22 protein-coding genes are annotated in these 18,268 nt (G+C 62.1%); 6 read left to right on the top strand and 16 right to left on the bottom strand.

Annotated elements, in window-relative coordinates; all coding sequences use genetic code 11:
* Positions 1-7: 7 nt before the first annotated feature.
* The 16 genes from traN to Sj15T_RS05315 all read right to left on the bottom strand — a co-directional run bounded on the left by traN (position 8) and on the right by Sj15T_RS05315 (position 13,493).
* Positions 8-1,105, bottom strand: a complete 1,098-nt coding sequence (gene traN / locus Sj15T_RS05390) for a conjugal transfer protein TraN (RefSeq protein WP_013041658.1) — start codon at positions 1,103-1,105, stop codon at positions 8-10.
* Positions 1,102-3,024, bottom strand: coding sequence for a hypothetical protein (locus Sj15T_RS05385; RefSeq protein ID WP_013041657.1), 1,923 nt, complete (start codon positions 3,022-3,024; stop codon positions 1,102-1,104). The genes traN and Sj15T_RS05385 overlap by 4 nt, the downstream gene beginning before the upstream one ends.
* Positions 3,021-3,263, bottom strand: a complete 243-nt coding sequence (locus tag Sj15T_RS05380; RefSeq protein WP_013041656.1) for a hypothetical protein — start codon at positions 3,261-3,263, stop codon at positions 3,021-3,023. Before Sj15T_RS05380 ends, Sj15T_RS05385 begins: the two co-directional genes overlap by 4 nt.
* A gap of 98 nt (positions 3,264-3,361) precedes the next feature.
* Positions 3,362-4,375, bottom strand: a complete 1,014-nt coding sequence (locus tag Sj15T_RS05375; RefSeq protein ID WP_013041655.1) for a TraU family protein — start codon at positions 4,373-4,375, stop codon at positions 3,362-3,364.
* Positions 4,372-5,055 (bottom strand): conjugal transfer protein TraW, encoded by a 684-nt coding sequence (locus Sj15T_RS05370; RefSeq protein WP_253720791.1) that lies wholly within the window; start codon positions 5,053-5,055, stop codon positions 4,372-4,374. Before Sj15T_RS05370 ends, Sj15T_RS05375 begins: the two co-directional genes overlap by 4 nt.
* Complete coding sequence (locus Sj15T_RS05365; RefSeq protein WP_013041653.1) at positions 5,021-5,263, bottom strand: hypothetical protein; 243 nt, start codon at positions 5,261-5,263, stop codon at positions 5,021-5,023. The genes Sj15T_RS05370 and Sj15T_RS05365 overlap by 35 nt, the downstream gene beginning before the upstream one ends.
* A complete protein-coding gene (locus Sj15T_RS05360) occupies positions 5,260-5,586 on the bottom strand; it encodes a hypothetical protein (protein ID WP_013041652.1) in 327 nt (108 codons plus the stop codon). The genes Sj15T_RS05365 and Sj15T_RS05360 overlap by 4 nt, the downstream gene beginning before the upstream one ends.
* A gap of 5 nt (positions 5,587-5,591) precedes the next feature.
* On the bottom strand, positions 5,592-8,111 hold the full coding sequence (locus tag Sj15T_RS05355) for a TraC family protein (RefSeq protein WP_013041651.1): 2,520 nt from the start codon (positions 8,109-8,111) through the stop codon (positions 5,592-5,594).
* Positions 8,108-8,743, bottom strand: a complete 636-nt coding sequence (locus Sj15T_RS05350) for a TraV family lipoprotein (RefSeq protein WP_013041650.1) — start codon at positions 8,741-8,743, stop codon at positions 8,108-8,110. The genes Sj15T_RS05355 and Sj15T_RS05350 overlap by 4 nt, the downstream gene beginning before the upstream one ends.
* Positions 8,743-10,071 carry a TraB/VirB10 family protein gene (locus tag Sj15T_RS05345; RefSeq protein ID WP_013041649.1) on the bottom strand — a complete coding sequence of 443 codons (1,329 nt, stop codon included), beginning with the start codon at positions 10,069-10,071 and terminating at the stop codon, positions 8,743-8,745. Before Sj15T_RS05345 ends, Sj15T_RS05350 begins: the two co-directional genes overlap by 1 nt.
* Positions 10,068-10,856, bottom strand: a complete 789-nt coding sequence (locus tag Sj15T_RS05340) for a type-F conjugative transfer system secretin TraK (RefSeq protein WP_013041648.1) — start codon at positions 10,854-10,856, stop codon at positions 10,068-10,070. Before Sj15T_RS05340 ends, Sj15T_RS05345 begins: the two co-directional genes overlap by 4 nt.
* On the bottom strand, positions 10,843-11,478 hold the full coding sequence (locus Sj15T_RS05335; protein WP_013041647.1) for a TraE/TraK family type IV conjugative transfer system protein: 636 nt from the start codon (positions 11,476-11,478) through the stop codon (positions 10,843-10,845). Before Sj15T_RS05335 ends, Sj15T_RS05340 begins: the two co-directional genes overlap by 14 nt.
* An 8-nt stretch (positions 11,479-11,486) precedes the next feature.
* A complete protein-coding gene (locus Sj15T_RS05330; protein WP_013041646.1) occupies positions 11,487-11,753 on the bottom strand; it encodes a type IV conjugative transfer system protein TraL in 267 nt (88 codons plus the stop codon).
* Positions 11,754-11,869: 116 nt separating this feature from the next.
* A complete protein-coding gene (locus tag Sj15T_RS05325; RefSeq protein WP_013041645.1) occupies positions 11,870-12,184 on the bottom strand; it encodes a hypothetical protein in 315 nt (104 codons plus the stop codon).
* 194 nt (positions 12,185-12,378) lie between these two features.
* Positions 12,379-13,167 (bottom strand): DsbC family protein, encoded by a 789-nt coding sequence (locus tag Sj15T_RS05320; protein ID WP_013041644.1) that lies wholly within the window; start codon positions 13,165-13,167, stop codon positions 12,379-12,381.
* Positions 13,164-13,493: a hypothetical protein gene (locus Sj15T_RS05315; protein ID WP_148225631.1), complete on the bottom strand. Its 330-nt coding sequence runs from the start codon at positions 13,491-13,493 to the stop codon at positions 13,164-13,166. Before Sj15T_RS05315 ends, Sj15T_RS05320 begins: the two co-directional genes overlap by 4 nt.
* A gap of 287 nt (positions 13,494-13,780) precedes the next feature.
* Here Sj15T_RS05315 and Sj15T_RS05310 point away from each other — a divergent pair, with 287 nt between their 5' ends.
* The 6 genes from Sj15T_RS05310 (at position 13,781) to Sj15T_RS05285 (ending at position 18,184) form a co-directional block, all read left to right on the top strand.
* A complete protein-coding gene (locus Sj15T_RS05310; protein WP_013041642.1) occupies positions 13,781-14,203 on the top strand; it encodes a hypothetical protein in 423 nt (140 codons plus the stop codon).
* 88 nt (positions 14,204-14,291) lie between these two features.
* Positions 14,292-14,780 (top strand): helix-turn-helix domain-containing protein, encoded by a 489-nt coding sequence (locus Sj15T_RS05305; RefSeq protein ID WP_148225630.1) that lies wholly within the window; start codon positions 14,292-14,294, stop codon positions 14,778-14,780.
* 9 nt (positions 14,781-14,789) lie between these two features.
* Positions 14,790-15,407 carry a GntR family transcriptional regulator gene (locus Sj15T_RS05300; protein ID WP_013041640.1) on the top strand — a complete coding sequence of 206 codons (618 nt, stop codon included), beginning with the start codon at positions 14,790-14,792 and terminating at the stop codon, positions 15,405-15,407.
* Between the two features lie 175 nt (positions 15,408-15,582).
* Positions 15,583-15,723, top strand: a complete 141-nt coding sequence (locus Sj15T_RS05295; RefSeq protein WP_013041639.1) for a benenodin family lasso peptide — start codon at positions 15,583-15,585, stop codon at positions 15,721-15,723.
* Positions 15,724-15,785: 62 nt separating this feature from the next.
* On the top strand, positions 15,786-16,439 hold the full coding sequence (locus tag Sj15T_RS05290) for a lasso peptide biosynthesis B2 protein (RefSeq protein ID WP_013041638.1): 654 nt from the start codon (positions 15,786-15,788) through the stop codon (positions 16,437-16,439).
* Positions 16,440-16,648: 209 nt separating this feature from the next.
* On the top strand, positions 16,649-18,184 hold the full coding sequence (locus tag Sj15T_RS05285) for an asparagine synthetase B family protein (protein ID WP_161601892.1): 1,536 nt from the start codon (positions 16,649-16,651) through the stop codon (positions 18,182-18,184).
* Positions 18,185-18,268 lie beyond the last annotated feature (84 nt).

Raw genomic sequence — 18,268 nt, 5'->3', positions numbered from 1 at the left:
GCGCACGTCAGTGGCCGACCGTCTGCATGTAGGCATCGATCTTGTCCTTCATGTCGACCTGGATCTCACCGGCGGTGCGGGCTTGGATCTCGGAATAATATTCGGAGAGGTCCATCTTGCTGAAATCGAGCGCCTGGAACTCCTCCGGCGTGAAACCACGACACATCGGATTCTTGGGGGTGCCCCAACCGATGCCATTAAACGATTTGAGCTGCGGCCGCCCCTGCTCCTGGATGATCCGGCCGAGCTTGGTGTTGAAGCAGCAATGACCCTTGGCCTTCTGCACGCAGATGCCGAGGATCTTCGATGAGCAGTAGCTGCCGACCTCATGGCACATGCCCGAGCCGCGCAGCATGCCGGTCTCCATGTCCTGCTGGTCACAGCCCTGGAGCAGCACTTCGATCATGAAATTTACCGCCAGGCTGATTGCGATTGAGGTGGGATCGATACCCGCTATGATCGCATTGGCGCCCGACGTGGCGGCCTGACTCGCCGTCGCTCCGGCTTTGAATGCCGTGTAGGCCGCCTTCATACCCGTGAACACGCCCTTTGCGATGGCGATCTTGGTCCCGATCGAAGAGATGGACGATCCCATGCCGTCCTTGACGATCTTTCCCTTGTCCTTGCAGCAGTTGCTGAAGGTGGTTTTGAGACCGGGTGGCCGGCAGCGGACCGCGCGGCCTGAGAAAATCTCGATATTGGCCGTACAATTGCCGTCGGCGTCGATCTCGCCATCAGCCGGCACACCTGGATCATCGACGACGGGTTCATCCTCGATCGGGTTCGCACCGCCGTCGATACAGGCATTGGGCGAACAGGTCGGCGCGCCGCCTGATGCCGGCGCCTCGCAGGCATATTGGTCCCCGAGCGGACAGGCATAGACACCTGGCGCGGCCACCGTGCAGGCAACTTGCTGGATCGGGCACTGCCATCCGCCCGACGCGGTACCGAGACAGCTTGCGGTCTCCCCTGGATCGGCAGCGTCACCATTGCCATTGAGATCGACAGCGCAAAGCTGCTGCGCATGGACAGGTCCGGTTATGCCACCCGCAAAGGCCAGCGATACGCCGAGCAGCGCGCCGCGCAGGAGAGAAGGCCGCTTCATGGTACAGCACTCGTGCACGTCATGTCGGCACCGGCGAGGCGAACAGACTGCATCATTACGACCGCCTCAGGGAAATCGTCGAGGCAACCACACGCGCTCACGACCTCCTCGCCGGGACCCGTCGGGCAAACGTTCGCTACCTCGCAGACATGGTAGAACGTGTCCCAACCGATCGGATTGTTCTGCTGGGTCGCCACCACGCCTGCGGGAGCCGCTGCGGTATTCATCTTTGGGGCCCGGGTCTTGCAGATCGCCTCGCAAGCAGGCACCGATCCACGGTCGGGAAGGGAGAAGGGCGAACTCGTCTGCGTCACGCTGCCGTCAGGCTTCTTCATCTGGTCGGCGAGCAACGTTTCGGTCGAATGATCGATAATGTAGGCACCGCGGCTAAGGTCGGGCTCGGGCATGCTGCCGGTATCCAGGACGCATTTGTAGGACCGACTGCGCTTGAAGAAATCCCGCGTGAGCTGAACGGTACAACTGTCGGTTCCAAACAGCCGGGTCTGGGGCAATGGTTTAAGGCCGGTGCCCACGCCGTTCCGGAAGGTCTCGACACCGTCGACATCTTCATCGTCGAGCCGGCAGGCTGAATCTGCCGCATAGCCAGCACAGAGATCGACCAATCGCTCCGACGTTGAACAGCTGGTGTCGACCTTCACCTCGACATCGACATAACCCCAGCGTTCATCCTTGCCGCCTCGCACCCTGGCCGCGACGACCGCGCCGCCCGCTTTGAACTTGTCCAGCAAGTCGATGACCACGCCGTTGCCCCAAGTGCCGTCGACCGCGCAATCGCCGGACGGCAAGGCTTCGGTCAGCCAAGGCCGCTTGCCCGCATAGCCGACGATCGCGCCATCGACCCGACCCTGGACCCAGTCCTCGGCAGCCATGCCGACGATCCGCGCCGAGACGACGCGGCCTGGTTTGTGAATGTCGAAGCGGGCGGAGAAAATCGGGGGTGCGGCGCTGCAATTGCCTGTCCCCCCGATCCGATAGCGGCGGCAATCCGTGCCGCAGCTCGAAACGCCAAGCAACGCGCCACTCACCGAGACGATGTCGTCGAAAGTGGCAGAGGTCAACGTCACTTCACGTTCGATCGTGCAGCTGCGCAGCTGCTCGGCCTTGCCGATCCCGGCTGGCGAGCCCTTGAGCGCCTGGAAGATGCTGTTGCCGGCGGCGATCGACCCGGCGTCGCCCTGGATCGCGGCGGGGTTCGCGCGATAGGCGGTCTGGCCGATGGTCGGATCGGCGGCACATGCCGTCGCCTGCGCGCCGACATAGTCGATCACCGGGCCGTTGACCTGCGCCTGCGCGACACCAATCCGGGGATCGACCGTCGTGAGTGCGCCGACCATGCCGCCGCCCAGGTCCTTCAGCACCTCGGCAAGATTGCCGAAGACGAGGTTCGTCCCGCAGCTGTTGTTGACACAGTAGCAGCCGGCCAGCTCGGGCATCGCGACTTCCGTGAGCTTCAAGGCCTTGGCGCCGTCCACGTCCCATTTGAAGGAATGACACTGATTCCATGTGCCGGGCTGGCAGGAGACGATGCCATTGGCGCAAATGCCTGACACAGGGACGGGCAAGGTGCTTGATTTGTCGAAACTGCCGTCAAAATCGGTGTCCTGCGATATGCGGACTGTACCGATGTCGCCGGTCGAGGAAGGCTGGATGAGCACTTCGAGCAGGCTTGCGGTCTTTTGGCAGTTGATCGTCGGGGTGAAGCTCTTGCTGTTATCGACAGTCGTGATCGGCTGCCCGCTCATGCCCGGTGTCACATAATTCTGCTGCAGCGCATCGCTCGATCCGGTCTTGGCCTGCGCGGCTGCCGCCGCTGAGCGTGCGCGATCCTCGAGCGTCTGCGCCTGCGCCGAATGGCATACACAGGCGCAGAGAAGGGCGATCAGAGACACCCGCTTCATGTCCGCGCTTCCAGGAAGAAGAGCCGGTGCGCGCGGGTGCCGCGCCGGAGCCGGAATATTTCGCCCAGGGGCAGCCGTGAATCCTCGGACCCGATGATCCGGAACACTGCCTGTCCGTCCAGGGTGGTCAGCGCGGCCGCCGCCGCGACGCGGGCGAGGGGGGCGTGCCCTTGCCGCGGCGGGAGAGGATCGACCGCGCTGACCGGGGGCGGGACGGCGTCCAGGGGGCTTGAGGACACCGCCCCGATTCCACGCCGCTCGCGACCGCCATCCTGGCTGTGGCGGACAGACCGGGCACTGGGCCGGGCTGGCATGGAACGGGTGGAAGGCGACCTGCTCATGGCGTGGAAATTCCCGCGCAGCAGATCACCTTTTCGAAGACCATGAATTGGGCATTGTCCTTGCCGGGCGCGTGTTTCATCGAAGACCAGAGCGCACCCGGGCGGCCGACATTGACGCAGGAGCCGCCTTTGACCGGCTCCATCAGCTGATATTTGTAGCGGGACTTGGTCCAGATCGGCGCCGCCTTGAACGAGCAGCCGTCGGCGGAGCTGATCGTTGCTGCGCCGAGCCTCCCCATCATGAAGGTGCCGCGCGCGGCGAGTCCTGCCCAAGCCTCGACCGAGTCATCGAAATGGATGTCCCCGGCGATCGGATAGGTGGCGCCCCAGCTGCCCATGCACCAGAAAAGCGGATCGATGACCTTGCCGGCAGCCGCAGCGGCGCTGTCCGCCATGCAGGCCAGGCCCGCAGCCGGGTTCCCGAAGAGAATGCCCTCCGGCTGGATTATCGCTCCCAAGGTTCCCGACTGCCAGGTCGGCAGCACCTCGGTGATCAGAGCTACGTCAAATCCATTATCTTCCAGGCAGGGAAGATCGGTGAACATATCGAGCATCGCCCAGACGGGAGAGATGTAGTAGTGCATCTGCGCGAACATCTTGCGCGTGTTCGTGCCGTCAGAGATCGATGACTGGCTGCCCTGCAGCTTGCCATGCGTCGGCATCAGGTCGGCGCCCAAGGCCATCATGCAGCCCGGTTCGGTCACCACGTCGATCATGCGGTTGGGCGACCAGAAGCTTACTTTCACCCCAAACCAGAAGGTCGCGCCCTTGCGGCACGCGCAAAGCGGCTTCGACGAGGACTGCGCGTCGAGCTCCTTCGAAAGCTTGTCGAAGGTGCCGATGCGCACGCCGCCGATCGTGATCGGAAAGATGCAGGTCCAGCGGACCTTGGTGATCGGGTTGAACACCGCGCCGGCGGGGCAGGATGAGGCCTGTGCGAGCGCGGATGGCAGCAGTGCGGTCAAAATGGCCGCAGCGCCAGCGCAGAAGAGGCGTTTCAGGCGGGTCATCGCGCGGCGCTCCCCGTTTGCGCCAATCGGACTTCGGTCAACTCAAGCTTCTGCCCGACCTGGCGGACGATCACGGGTGCGACCGTGAGGCCAAGGCGGTCCTTCACACGCTCTTCGAGGATGAAGAGCGGCCGTCCGACCTTTTCGCCAAGCGCAATGGGATCGGCGCTGGTGCCGCCGCCAGCGGCCAGCAGTATCCAGTCGGTCGGCGCTGCAGTCTTGAGTGCCCAGCCAAGCTCGCGTGCATGGACGATCACGAGCCGCTGCGGCAGCGAGACATAGGTGAGCGGGTTGAAAGTGAAGCCCTTGGGATAGAGCACGCGACCGTCCGGCAGCGTTACATCCATGTCGAGCGTGTAGAAGGGCACGAGGGTGCGCACGCGCGCTGCAGTCGCAGGCGCAAGGCTCGCTGATTTCATCGCCGACCAGCGCGAGCGAGGCCCGAATTTAGCGCCAAAGTCCATAGGCAATGTCGCGGCCTTCGCCTCGATCTCGGCCAGCGCATCAGGTTCCGCGATCGGCCAGGTGCGCCCGATCGTAGATGTCTCGCCATGCGCCGCGCCCGCGACAAAGATGGACGCGATCAGCAGGATAGCGACGGTGCCTGCCTGAAACCAGGCGATGCGCGCAGACAGGATAGGAGGATCAGCGGACATGGCGATATCTCCGGCGCGGATCACAGTGCTGTTCGCGAGGCTCACCGATGATCGCGGCGATGAGCGCAGCGAGCCCGACAATGGCGAGCATCAGGACGAGCGCCGCCAGCATCCTGTCGAGGGGCTGCCTGCTGTTCAGGACCAGTCCGGCCTGGATCAAAAGCAGCAAATGGCTACCGACCAGAAGGCGGATTGCGGACGGCGCGGGCGAGCCAGAGAGAATGCCTCTCACCGCTGCCTCCATCGCCGGTAGATCGAAAGCAGATGGCCGGTGAGCCCGGACAGGCCGATCAGCATCACGCCACTTGCAAAGCAGCCCGCGCCGACGATCAATGATCCGCGTATGACAAGCGCCGTCGGCTGCTTGAGCGCGAGCCCCGCGACCAACACCAGGCTCGCGATCATGCAGGTCTCGATCAGAATGAGCCGGAAGCGCCAGCGAATTGCGTCATTCTCGCAGCGGATCGCTACGCGTGCCTCGATCATACGCTCGAGCGCAGCATCCTTCGACAGATCGAAGGCGAATTGATCGAGGTTCGGTTTGCGTTTGAGCATCGATCTCACTCCGCTGCCTCGGCGCGCGGCCCGAGGATCTCGGTCGCATCGACGCCGGCGAGCTCGCACACGGCTTCGAGCGGCGACTTGCCCGCGCGCAGCTTGGCTTCGAAAGCGGCAACCTCTTGGGGAGCGCTTGTGTTGATCCAGTAGGAGAAGGGGTCGACGACGAGCCGCGCGATACCCAGCCCAAGCGGCGAGTCTATGAAGACTTCCGAATAGTGCGGCTTGGAATTGCGGACGGATTTCAGCAGCTCGAGAACAAATCCCGAATAGTCGAGGATTTTGTTCTCGACGGCCTTATCGTAGGTCGAGCCCTGCAACAGGAACCGCGTGGCAGCGTTCTCCAGGATCACCTGGCCGGTGCCGCCGAACAGCAACAGGTCATTCATCGACTGCAGGACGATGCCAAAGCTGCCCTGATATTTGCGCGCGCGCCGGTAGCCTTGACCGAAGGCTTCGGCCAAGCGCGACAGATCCTGCCCCTCGGTCTTGGTCATGAACTGTGCGGCCTCATCGCAGAGCACGAAGCGAGGCCGATCGCGGGCGGAGAGGTAGAGTTCCTGGGTGACCGCGTTCACCACCACCATGACGATGACGTTGAAAAGGTCCGGCATCGCCTTCAGGCGCTCGAGTTCGAGCACGACGAATTCGTCGCTGGTGATGTCGAAGGTCGATGGACCGTTGAAGAAGTGGCCGTAGGCACCCTCGCTCGCGAAATCGCGTAGGTTGAACGCAAGCTCCCGCGCGACGGGAACCAGATGATCGACGCGGTCGAGATCCGACGCGGCGAATTCGGGATAGGCGCCGAGCCAGGCGCGCACCGCGTCGATCCCTTCCTCGGCATGGCCTTCGTCGATCGTCCATTGGACCGCCGATTTCAGAAGGTTCCACTCCGACGTTGAGACACCCTTGCGGGTCGCGGCATTCGCCATCTCAGCGACAATGGCGACCGCCATCGAGATTGCGGACTGCTTATCCTCGCCGTCCAAGGCGAAACCCATATCGAACGGATTGAGGACGAGCTGCTCCTCGCCGATGTCGATGTAGCGACCCGAGCAGAGCGTGCAGAGCTTCCGGTAGCTGCCGCCGATATCAATGATGCGGATCAGCGCGCCCTGCGCATAATATTGCTGGCAGAGATTGTTGAGCAGGAAGCTCTTGCCCGCGCCGCTTTCGGCGGAGACAATGAAATTATAATTGTTGATGCGCGGATCGAAGAGATCGAGCGTGATCAACTGGCCCTTGCGGCCGGTATAGAGAAGGGCCGGGCGGCCGCCCCCACGAAAATCGGTCTGGATCGGCGACATCAGTACCGCCGCCTTCACGGGCATGCGAAAGTCGCGTTCGAGCATTCGCATCGTGCGATTGTCGGGATAGAGGCCGAAAGGCAGACTCAACGGCAGCAGGATCGGGTTGAGATAGCTTTCCTCCTGCATCATGAAGGGCAGGGGCTCGCTCTCCCATAACCGCTTGGCGCGTGCGGCCATCTCCCGGGCGTGCGCGCTGTCTCGGCCGAACACCCAGACCGTCGGGATGACGCGGACGAATTTCGAGTTGCCAGCCTCGTCCAGGACCCAGCCGATCTCCTCAATCTGCTTGCCCACTTCGACCGCGAAGCTGCCGGCTGCTTTTTGCGCGGAAAGGACCTGAGCACGCTTGTGGATCTCGAACGCGGAATGGTCGAACAGGACGTTGAGGGTGTAGAGGAACGGCCCGCCGATCTGGTCGCTGTCCTCGGCGCTTCCTCGCATACCGCCGGTCAGACGATTCGCGCGTTCGGCGGAAATACGCCGCGCAGGTGATTTTGGCGTCAGGCAACGGGCAACCTGGTTTCCGAGGAAAACCTCCGGACCGTCGAAAAGCAGATCGGGACCGGCGTCGATGATCTGCTTGCGGATCGGTGGCGCCGACCCTTGCGCGTTCGCTTCGCTCGTGAATACGCCCGGCGCGCCCGTGTAGACGCCATTGAAGATGCGGCGATAGAAGGACACGGTCTCTTCGGGCGCAAGCCGGGTGATGCCAAGCTTGTCGAGCTGCTCCTCGATTTGGCGCTTCATGTCGCTCGCCATCGGCCGCCGCGTCTTCACCGACAGGATCGTGCGAAAGTCGCGCAGCGGAATGCCGTGCAAGGCGCGAAGGCCGTGGCGACCCATCCCCAGATAGTCGGCGGTGCGCCGGGCCGACGCCTGGATCAGCGGATCCGCGCGGGTCTTGAGATCAAGGAATCCGTCCAACGCGGCGTCGATCAGCGGATCGGCAAAGCTGTGAATCTGAAGAACCGTGCCTGGATCGAAATGCACATTGAGCAACCCGAGCAGTGCCTGATGGACGTGCGCGAACATATAGGCGGACGGCACCAGCTCCCACGCATAGCCAAAGCCATCATCGATGCAGAGGAAAGCTTCCTCTCTTTCGTCCCAGGCGACGAGCGGCAGGAAATCGGAGAAGCGATCGCGTGCCACGCTCTGGCGCAACCGGGTGAAGGTAAGCCCGCCCCCATGTCGGGTTCCCGGCGCCCTCACGGCCGCGGCTCCGGGGACGAGGCAGGGGCGCCGTCGTCTGACGGCTTGTCGCGGACCTGACCGAGCACAGGCGCCTGCGCTGCCGGCGATACCGGATTGACCAAATAGTCGCCCACGACCCAGCTTGGCGCCTCGAGGATCGAATAGACGTAGCGCGGCATGTACAGCCGGTCGGGCCGTTGGCGGTCAGCATAGGGCAGGATCAGAGTCCGCACCGTACGCGGCGATTTGAGCATCGGCGTCACCGGATCATCGATCAGGCCCTGAAGCTCGCGATAGACGCTGTCCCGGTAGCCGGCGAAGGCACCTGGTGCCGGCGCCTGTTGCCGCGCCGTGCGGCCGCCGACGGGCGCAGATGGAACCGCGCCGTCCGCCGCGCCGCTCTTAAGCAGCTTGCGATCGGCGGTGACGGTGGGATCCGAGCGCGACGCCCGTCCCGCGACCGCATCTTCATACGCTTTCTCGGGATGGATGCATTGACCATGGTCGCTGTTCTTGCAGCTGAACTTCTCCGAATAGGGCGACATCAGCGAACCGACTGTCGCGCAGGACGAGAGCAGCGCGAGGGCGGGGAGGAGAGCCAGGCGACCGTTCGGAAACGTCGGCTGACAGATGACAGATTGAACGCGCATCAGAATTTGCTCCCCGCGGTTGGCTTGATCTCGAGGGTCACGCCCTCCTGGATGACGACGACCACGTCCTTCGCGGCGCCGACCTCGACGATGGGTCCGGCCTGCCGCGCGAGGTCGAGATAGAAGTCGGTGAGCTTGTCCGAGGACTTGGAGAGCCCGCCGGCAATGCCCGACTTGGCGGCATCGCCGGCGTCGAGCGTGCGCACCGTCCCAAGTGCCGAGGTGGACGTGTCGCCGAAGGTGTTTTCGACCGTCTGCGCGATTCCGCTGATCGTGCCGGCAATGAAGGTGCGGGCCAGCGCCGCGCCGGCGCGGGTCACGACCTTGCCCGACAGACCCTTCTTCCCATCCGCGTCGACGAAAAAGCCCTTCACTGGCTGGTCGACCACCGAATGCTCATCGAAGTCGACGCAGGAGAGCGAGACGAGCTGGATCTCGACGCGCTCTTTCGCGAGACTGCCGGTCGCGTTGCCGATCACGAAGCAGCCCGACAGGTTGGCCTTGACGTCATTGGGGAGCACGGCGGGCGCCTGGACGCGAGCGATGATCGGTTCCGGATTGGACGTCGCGTCCCGGCTCGCCAGTGCGTCGATCCCCGTCAGCAGCCTCGCCTTCATGAAACCAGGTGGCAAATAGATCGTCCGATTCTTTTTTTTCGAGTCCGCCGATCCGCCCGCGGCGTCCTTGGGAACGACGGGCGTCGTCGCTTGTCCGATCGCGCCTACGACTTTTTCGACAGGCGGCGCGGGGGGCGCCGGGGGCGCAGATGGTGGCACCGGCGGTGCGGGCAAGCTGCCATCGGCACTGCCGATCTCAGACGGGGAGGGTGGTGCGGGCAGATCGGGAGGACTGCCAGGCAGCGCTGGCGGCAGCGGCCCACCATCCGCATCGCTGCCGGGGGCAGCATGCGGGCCGATTGGCGTCTTTCCTTCCTCGATCGCGGTGATGCGGTCGCCAAGCAGATTTTGGCCGTCGAGGACCTTTTTCAGGTCGCCGCGCAGTTTGACTTCGAGACTGTCACCGCGCAGGCCGGCGCCCATGTCGAGCTTCGATGCAGCCGGCGCCGTCGCGGCAGGCGTATCCGAACTGCTTGCCGAATAGAGGCCATAGCCGAGCACGCCGATGGCGGCCGCGACACCCAACTGCTTGGCCCGCAGCTTCTGACGGGAACTTAGGCCGTCCCACCGCGCCCGCACCGCGTCCCAGCTTGAACCTGGCGGCGGTACGTCAAGATCGAGGGATGCCTGCTCGGCAAGACGTTGCTGATAGGGGCTATGCTCGATCGGTGCGCCATCCTCGGGCGCGATCTCTTCGCGTTCGCCGCTCATTGGACCGCTCCTCGGCGCACCACGATCAGCCGGGCGGTATCGCCTGCGCGAAGATCCGTGCGATCGAGCGTAATCGCGAAAATATTGGCGCCGAGGTTCGAAACCAGAAACGCTCGCTCGTCGATGCGCTGGGCCGCCGATACGCTGACGAGATATTCACTCGCGGAAAGCCCCGCGCCGTCGATCGAGATCCGCCGCCTTTCATGCAGCGATGCGGCCGGCAGAGAGGGCAGGGCAAAATCGCGCGCGATGGGCGCTACCTCGGAGAAACTTGCGGGAACGCGGTCCTGCAGCAGGGCCAGAGTGATCGAGACCGCGCGTTCTTCCTCGACCAGAGGACCGAGTAAATCGGCGTTGGTTCGGGCGCGCTGGGCAGCGCCCGGCGTCAGGATTACTGTCTGCGCGGGGATATCGGACGGCTCGGCATAGAGCGGATAGACCGCCCCATTGCAGCTGATAAAGAATTCAGATGCGGCCGTCGCGTAGGTGCGGGTTGGCACGCCCTCGGTTTCGACCTCCTTCACCAGGAATTTGATCCAGGCGTCAGATCCAGCACGTTCGACCGCTATCGCCTTCTCGGCCGAGAATTTGACATCCTCGATCTCGCCGCCTTCGCAGACGACATGGTTGATGTCGCGATTGGAGAGGCGGATGCTGCTTGTCTGATCGGGCAGTGCCGTGATGGATTGGGCCTGGGCCTGGCCGGCGATCACGGCGGCAAAGGCGATAAGAGCGGCGGCTTGTGCGTAGGGACGTGCCACGCCGGATCGATCAGCGATCGGCATCGAAATTCTCCTCGTGAAGGGAGGTGAGCCAGAAGCGGCCGTTCTCGAGCGCGTAACCGATGCGCAGATTGCCGCGGAACTTGCGGATCACGCCGCCGATGACGCGCACCTTTTCGACCGGCACCAATATGTCGGTATTGGTGGTCAGGACTGGCTGATCGGGACGGATATAGGTCGCGATGGACAAGGTCGGATTGTCGGCAAGCTCGTCGAGAATGCCGCTCAGGCTATCGCGCAGGCCGTTATAGGCCGAGGGGTGCGCGATCGCGAGCAACTCCTGGAACTGCCGATCCGCTGAGTAGGCCGAATAGGTCCCCGCCATACTGACGATATTGCGGGTCATCATCCGCAGATATCCGGGCGAGGGGGTGTTCCCGGTGACGTACAGATCGCCACCTGCACCGAATGGCACGACGACTGTCCGCTGATTCTGATTGGAGGTGTATATGAGCGCGCCAAGCACCGCGGCCACGCCGAACAGGCCGACGATCGCGAACTTTAGCAGCCGGTTCTCTTCGAACAGGTTCGAGGAACCTTGCAGATAGCGGTGGATGCCCCAGCTTGCGGGCTTTCCCAAAAGCGGGTCGGCCTGTGACTTGGCCCAGGATTTGAGGAACGGCATGGGGCGCCTCACTCGAAGAAGCGGGTCTGTGTCGGACCCGGATAGTGACGGAAGCGCAGCAGGCCCCAACGCCAGGCGAGATGCGGGATGAACCCGCGCGGCTTGGTGCGCTTCCAGGGAATGAAAAGGAGAAGAGCGCCGATCAGCGTCCAGCCGATCACTCCGCCGACGATGACGGCGACGAAGATGGTCGACATGACCAATATGAACTCGTCCGAGCCGAACCAGAGGATCTGCACCGGCCGATGGAGATACTGGGGCAGACGTTCGTCCAACGCTCTTCTCCTCCTGCTTCAAGACACACCGGCCAAGCCGGTTGTCCTCGTTCGGGCCCGGGATGGACCCGACCTGTGCGCGGCGGCGCCTTCGATAAGGTGCGACCGCCGATCGTTCAGATCACCATTCCGAAGGTCTGGAGGATCGTGTCCGACTTGATCAGGCAGACCGCGGCGACGATGGTCGGAATGCCGACCATCACGTTCGAGAACAGCCGCGAGACGCCGAAGAGGAAGGCCGCGACGCCGCCGACGAAACCCAGCGGCCCCTTCACGCCCTTGTTCACGACGATATCGTAGATGTCGTAACCAAGGTCGCCCGTGGCGGGCGCGGTGAAGGCATGCGCGCCACCGCTCATCGCCGCGAACAGCACCAAAGGGACGCCGACATTCGCGAACGACACCGCATGTTTACCGATTTTCCTGATCATTCCCATTACTCCGCTTGGGGAGCCGTCCGGACGATCGCCGCTCGAGTTTGTCTCGGTGGCACCGATGGTGGCGTTGGACGGCTCCCCCTTGGAGCGCGCCGCCGTCGGCATTCCGGTCCGTCGACGCTCTGCCGATGTTGGGCAGGGCACCTGGCGGCCGCCAAAAACCTGTTTGTTCCCGTGGATTGGCCGGCCTACTGCGGGGCCTTCCCCTCCTGCTTGGGTTTCGAGAGGAATTCCTCGAGCTCGCCCTGCTGGAACCCGGAGATCACCCGCCCGTCGACGATCAACGTAGGGGTGCCGCTGATCCCGACCTGACGGACGATTTCAGCATCGGCCTCGACCTTCGACCGGCCGGGAAGGCATTTATGGAGTTCTTTGGGCGCGGCTCCGGCGTAGATCGCCTTGAACTCTGCCGCTTTGTCCGGGGAGCACAGGATATGCTCGGCTTTCGCGGCCGCCTCCGGATGGATGCCGCTCACGAAATAGACCAGGCGCCGGACCGGCTTGCCTTCCGCTTCCTTGACTGCCCAGAATTTCTCGAGCGCGCGGCAATAGGGACAATCCGGATCCGTGAACTCGATGACCGTCGGCGCACCCGCTGGACCGATGACCAGCGCCTTTGCAGGATCGACCACGCCCAGCTTGCGCCTCGTGCTGGCATCCTGCGCAAGCGCGGTCACATTGACGCCGTTCTTATCGTAGATCGCGGCAAGCAGGATGTGCTCGCTCTGCGGCGCATAATAGATGATCTTGCCGCCGGCGATCGCCTGGTAGATCGGACCTTTGACCGGCGCCGGGCCGAAATCGTCGAACTTGAGGTTCGTGAAGGTCTGATGGAGCTGCTGCTCAGCTTCCGCCGCCGCCTTTGCGAGATCCTTGTCTGCCGCCGATTGCGACTGCGCGGAAGCCGGACCTGCGATGAGGCCGACAAACGCGAGTGCTGCGCTCGCCGCGAGGAGACCTCGCTTTGCGCCGGTCATTGCACTGCGTTCCTGGCCGGCAGCTTCGGTTGCACGAGGATCGCCTTGTCGATCCTGACGGAGCTGCCGACCGAGACCGCTACCGGCGAGGGGTGGATGTCCAGCGACAGAGGCAAGGTGTAGATTGCGAAGCCACCCTCCGTTGCGCGGATTTCCGCGCGACTCTCGATCGCCGGCGTTGGCAAGACCAGGCGCGTGCCCCGGGCTTCGGCGATCGAACCGGACGCCACGGCGCAGAGCAGGGCGACCAGACGCGACGAATGTTTGTACATTGGACACAGCACCTCCTGTTCGGAAAATCGGGTGTTCCGATCTTCCGTTTCCATGTTTCCGGGTTCGGGCTGGGAGCTTGGGCTTCTCGGACTGTGCTCGCCGTCCCCCTGTCGGGATGGCGAACTCATGATCGAACGCCGGAGCCGTCCGCAAGGGCCAGGGCACTCCAGGAGCCGGTCAAGGCACTGGCGGCGCCGCTAGCGGCTCTACAGAAGCCGCAATCGGCACTGTAGTGCCGGTTGCTTATGTGTCCTGTGCTTCATGCGCTGGCCATTTCGGCGCAAGCTTCGTCTAGCGAAGGAGAAAGAGAGCGAGTCGGAGACTCGAAGGAAGGACAGCCATGGCGCAGTCGCGGACGTACAAATTACGACTTTCGAAAGAGGGCATAGACCTTTTCCTTCAATGTCATTGCCGTCTCGCGCATTTGCTGCAGAACTTTATTCCTTACGGTGTGACCCTGATGGTGGCTGTTGCGATATTGGAAGGCCAGGACGCATGTGACGTCGTCGCGGAACTCGAAGAGCAGCGGCTACATCACTGCATCGGCGACAATATCCGGTTCGTCGGATCGTCGACGGCGCTTATTGACGCGACCAAGCGCGTGTCTGATAAGTTATTGAATCGACATGAATGTCCATCGGCGCCGCAAATGGGTCATCTCTACATCATCGCACTATTGTCCTTGGCATCGGCAGAAGATCGACAGCTTGTCGAGGCCTTCGAGCGTGTAGCGCCGCCGCGGCGGAGAAGCCGGCAAGGCTAACAAGCTGTTTACTCCGCAAGGTAAGATTTCCAAGGAAGTTCAGTAACTTCGTCTCCCAAGTTGGGAAAGAAAATATTTGACGTAGGGCGTGAATAACACCCATCGTCAAGCCTCGGACTGCGCATGGGATCTTCGGGCAAGTTTCAGGGAGTACCTGGACATGCCGCTTCGAAGTACAACCCAGGTGACAGAGCCCGAACGTCTCGGCCAGATCAAGCTGTTATCCGGCAAGATCATCGAGGAGCGGCGCAAACATGTACGGATGACACAGAGCCAACTCGCGGCAAAAGTCGGCATCGGTGTTCGCTGGCTTCGCGAAATCGAGTCCGGAAATCCCAAATCGACGATCGAGAACCACTTCCGCTGCGCATTCGCGCTCGGGATGGCGGCATCGCATTTGATCTTTCCTCTGATCTTCATGGAGAATGATATGAAGTTTCCACTCCAACTGTTCCTCGACGACCCGGATGGCGTGGAGAAGCGGTGCATCCAGTGCATCGGCGACTACTATATGGAGTCCATCGCACGGCAATTTCGGCCCAACGCCGAGCCCGGTGATCCACTCACCGCTGCGTGACGACTCATCATGTCGCCCGAACCTGTCGCAGCAGAACGAACATACCGTCTTCTACGGGAACGAATAATTATTGGTGCAATCAAGCCGGGTTGGCCTCTAAATCTGCAACGCCTCGCTGAAGAGTTCAATGTAAGTGTTTCCCCGTTGCGCGACGCCATGCACCGCCTGGTCGGAGAGAGAATAATCGAGGCACTGCCGGTTGGCGGGTTCCAACTGCCAATTCCATCGAAGGAGTCTCTTCACGACCTCTACAGCTGGCACGACAAGCTCATTCGACAGGCTGTAACAAGACGTCTCACTGCGGAAGAACGAGGAATATTGCCCGCACTAAGTCCAGACCTTGATCCTGAAATACTCGCTCGAGCGGTCACAACGCTATTTGCAGTCCTCGGCGGCGCATCGGGAAATGCGGAGCATATTGAAGCCATCGCGAATGCCTCAGCTCGCCTGTTTCGGGTGCGACTAGCGGAGATTGATCTCATCAAAGGAGTTTTGTCCGAGCTTGAGTCTCTCGTCACTGTATCCGCAACCGGAGACGCCGTATCCATTCGACACGCCGTCTGGGGGTACCATCGGCGCCGGCTACGCCGATCGGCGAAGCTTGTCGCTGAGATGATGGCGCGCTGAACCACGACTGAGCCACATAGATTCAAGGATTTGCCTGCTCTCATTTCAAAACCCGGTGGAAGGTAGCCATGCCGGGTAAATATGCTCTCAAATTGGGAGAATATAAGATCGGGAATATGGCGACTGCTCGATAGTCTTCCCTTCGCGCAATATCGCGCGCACGATGGAGATGAAGATGGATCGTCATGACAACTCCGAGGTCGATGAGATCATCGACCTCGGCACCGCCAGCGCCGTTACCCAGGGGATGGGAAGCGGCTCGACCGATCAGAACGGTCAGCCCAAAAACCTGATCGGCGGCATTTCTGACGACTGACTGCAGCAGAGGCTGGCGCGCGGCTGCCCGCGCGCCAGTTTCACCATTCAACGGAGGAGCTAATGGCGCTGGCACTGCGTGACCAGCTCTCGTTCTGCATCATCGAACAGCATGTGCTTTTCCTCGACGTAGCAAACGACAGATATTTTGGCGTTAGGGAGAGCACATCCTCGGCGTTGCTATGCATGATGGCTGGCAAAGAGATCGACCGCGTCGCCCCCGGATTGCGAGCGTTGCTCGACCAAGGTTATCTCGTGGAGAAGGATTGTCACACCCGGCTTTCTCCCTCTGTCCACCCAATCGCCCGTATTGATTGCGCGGTCATCGAGCGGATTCCAACTGCGGCCGACATCGCTCGCGCGGTTGTAGCTCTGGGTCATTCGGCACTCCTCCTCAAGTACCGCCGCCTTCATTTGATCCTTGAAAGCATCCGTCGGCGAAAGAGCGGGCTGGGGCCGCGGAGAAGACCGGCGCGCTCCCTCGCAATTGCCGGGGCTCTCAAAACGCTGGGTTCGGTTTTTGGCCAGCACGAGCGCTGTCTGCTCTATTCGCTCGCGCTCGCAAAGCTCCTGCTATCATCGGGCACCTCCCCGACGTTGATATTCGGCGTGAAGCTCGCGCCCTTTGCCGCCCACTGCTGGGTGCAGGACGGTGATTGCGTGCTCAACGACGATCTCGACCACACGCGTCTTTTCACGCCGATCCTTTCAATCTGATGGCCTTGCGATACGTCATCGTTGTCGGATCAGCCGCAGCGAGAGCGAGAATCCGTCCACAGGACGACCCGGAATTCGCACTTCGCGAACTCTTTGAAGCTCCACAGTTCAGTATCTATGCAGCCGACGGAACAAGCGCGGTTACGAACAAGCGATGGTCCTCAGCGGTCATCGGGCATCTATTCTGGACAGTCCAACCGCAACGAGTGGTGGAACTCGACGGCGCACTGGCAGAGCGGGTGCAGAAAAGCTCGGGACACGAATTCGTCGAGAGGCACTGGGGATCTTATGTAGCAGTTTTCGGCGGAAACGGCGCTGACGAAGTCCATATTTTGCGCGACCCCCTCGAAACTGCCCCGTGCTATTATTTTCGATGCGACGAACTCTGGTTGGTAGCGTCAGACATCGCGACTGCCCGCCAATTCACAGAGCCGCCTGCCTCAATCGACTGGTCGGCAATCACCCAGCAGCTCTTGCGGCCCGATCTGAGAACGGCCACGACATGCATTTCAGGGGTCACCGAATTGCCCGGAGGGCACCGGCTGACGTTGAGACAAGATGGATCAAAGCTGGAGGAACTGTGGTCGCCTGCGAAATTCGCCCGCCCGCGAGACAACGTGATCGGGAAGCAAGAGGCGATCGAACGTGTGCGTCGCGTGACGCTCAATAGCGTTCACGCTTGGGCCTCCTGCTACCGTAACATTCTTATCCAGATATCAGGGGGTCTCGATAGCTCGATCCTTGCGGCCGCCTTGCGGGGCAACCGAGCGCAACTTTCCGCATTGACGATAGCAACGACACAACCCGAGGGTGACGAACGAGACCATGCAAGCCTGGTGGCAGACCATCTTGGATTTCCGCTTCAGGACGCATTTTTCGACCCGCGAAGGGTCGATATAACCGTCTGCGACGGCGCCCATCTTCCGCGCCCATGCGCTCGCTCCCATGTGCAAGAAACCGACCGCTTGACCCTGCTTGCGGCGAAGGCCGTGGGTGCCGAAGTCGTTTTCAACGGGAACGCAGGAGACGCGGTTTTCTGCTTTCTTCAATCAGCCAGTCCCGTTGCCGATCGGTTGCTTGCGGATGGCATTGGCGGTGCCCTCCAGACATCCGTCGATGTCAGCCATATCACCGGTGTGGGAATATGGTCCGTGCTACACCGTGGAATCTCGCGAGCGGCCTCCTGGCGCCGGCCCTATCGCTGGCGGATGGACACGAGATATCTTCACGCCGACGTGATCGCGGCTGGCCCCGATGCCTCAGCCCATCCCTGGCTTGACTCTGATGCCACGCTGTTGCCTGGCAAACTGGGACAACTCGCCGGCCTCGCCCAATCGCACTATCATCGGGAAGGGTTTGCAAGCGGAGGGCCGATTTTCATGGTGTCGCCTCTTCTGTCTCAGCCGCTGGTAGAACTTTGCCTTGCCGTACCAAGCTGGATGTGGTGCGCGGGCGGCGTCAATCGAGCCTTGGCTCGAGCAGCCTTCGAGCGAGACCTTCCGCGGCAGATCATCCAGCGACGATCCAAGGGAAGTCCGGACAGCCTCCTCCTCGCCATTCTCGAATTGAACAGGCCTGCGCTGATTAAATGGCTGTGCGACGGGTTGCTCGCCAGCCGAAACATCATCGATGTCGACAGCGTCCGGGCCCAACTTGCTCGATCCGGCCCGACGACCGGCACGGACTATATCCGCCTTCTTGACCTGGCCGACGTCGAGGCGTGGGCCAGGTCGCAACCTGCCTAGCTGGGGCGGATGCCGAGCTGTCTCTCATCGCTTTCCAACGAGCGATCTCGGAGGCTCTCTCCACCGATGTATCCTCGATACTGC

Origin of the sequence: Sphingobium sp. TA15, assembly GCF_037101235.1 — a bacterium.
Lineage (GTDB): Bacteria > Pseudomonadota > Alphaproteobacteria > Sphingomonadales > Sphingomonadaceae > Sphingobium > Sphingobium indicum.
Note: the sequence above shows the minus strand (reverse complement) of the source record. Positions and strands in the feature narration are given on the sequence as shown.

What these genes read in the sequence shown, in the direction of transcription:
- traN (WP_013041658.1), bottom strand. Translation starts at nt 1,105, where the DNA reads ATGAAGCGGCCTTCTCTCCTGCGCGGCGCGCTGCTCGGCGTATCGCTG.
- Sj15T_RS05385 (WP_013041657.1), bottom strand. Translation starts at nt 3,024, where the DNA reads ATGAAGCGGGTGTCTCTGATCGCCCTTCTCTGCGCCTGTGTATGCCAT.
- Sj15T_RS05375 (WP_013041655.1), bottom strand. Translation starts at nt 4,375, where the DNA reads ATGACCCGCCTGAAACGCCTCTTCTGCGCTGGCGCTGCGGCCATTTTG.
- Sj15T_RS05360 (WP_013041652.1), bottom strand. Translation starts at nt 5,586, where the DNA reads ATGCTCAAACGCAAACCGAACCTCGATCAATTCGCCTTCGATCTGTCG.
- Sj15T_RS05350 (WP_013041650.1), bottom strand. Translation starts at nt 8,743, where the DNA reads ATGCGCGTTCAATCTGTCATCTGTCAGCCGACGTTTCCGAACGGTCGC.
- Sj15T_RS05345 (WP_013041649.1), bottom strand. Translation starts at nt 10,071, where the DNA reads ATGAGCGGCGAACGCGAAGAGATCGCGCCCGAGGATGGCGCACCGATC.
- Sj15T_RS05340 (WP_013041648.1), bottom strand. Translation starts at nt 10,856, where the DNA reads ATGCCGATCGCTGATCGATCCGGCGTGGCACGTCCCTACGCACAAGCC.
- Sj15T_RS05335 (WP_013041647.1), bottom strand. Translation starts at nt 11,478, where the DNA reads ATGCCGTTCCTCAAATCCTGGGCCAAGTCACAGGCCGACCCGCTTTTG.
- Sj15T_RS05325 (WP_013041645.1), bottom strand. Translation starts at nt 12,184, where the DNA reads ATGATCAGGAAAATCGGTAAACATGCGGTGTCGTTCGCGAATGTCGGC.
- Sj15T_RS05320 (WP_013041644.1), bottom strand. Translation starts at nt 13,167, where the DNA reads ATGACCGGCGCAAAGCGAGGTCTCCTCGCGGCGAGCGCAGCACTCGCG.
- Sj15T_RS05315 (WP_148225631.1), bottom strand. Translation starts at nt 13,493, where the DNA reads ATGGAAACGGAAGATCGGAACACCCGATTTTCCGAACAGGAGGTGCTG.
- Sj15T_RS05310 (WP_013041642.1), top strand. Translation starts at nt 13,781, where the DNA reads ATGGCGCAGTCGCGGACGTACAAATTACGACTTTCGAAAGAGGGCATA.
- Sj15T_RS05300 (WP_013041640.1), top strand. Translation starts at nt 14,790, where the DNA reads ATGTCGCCCGAACCTGTCGCAGCAGAACGAACATACCGTCTTCTACGG.
- Sj15T_RS05295 (WP_013041639.1), top strand. Translation starts at nt 15,583, where the DNA reads ATGGATCGTCATGACAACTCCGAGGTCGATGAGATCATCGACCTCGGC.
- Sj15T_RS05290 (WP_013041638.1), top strand. Translation starts at nt 15,786, where the DNA reads ATGGCGCTGGCACTGCGTGACCAGCTCTCGTTCTGCATCATCGAACAG.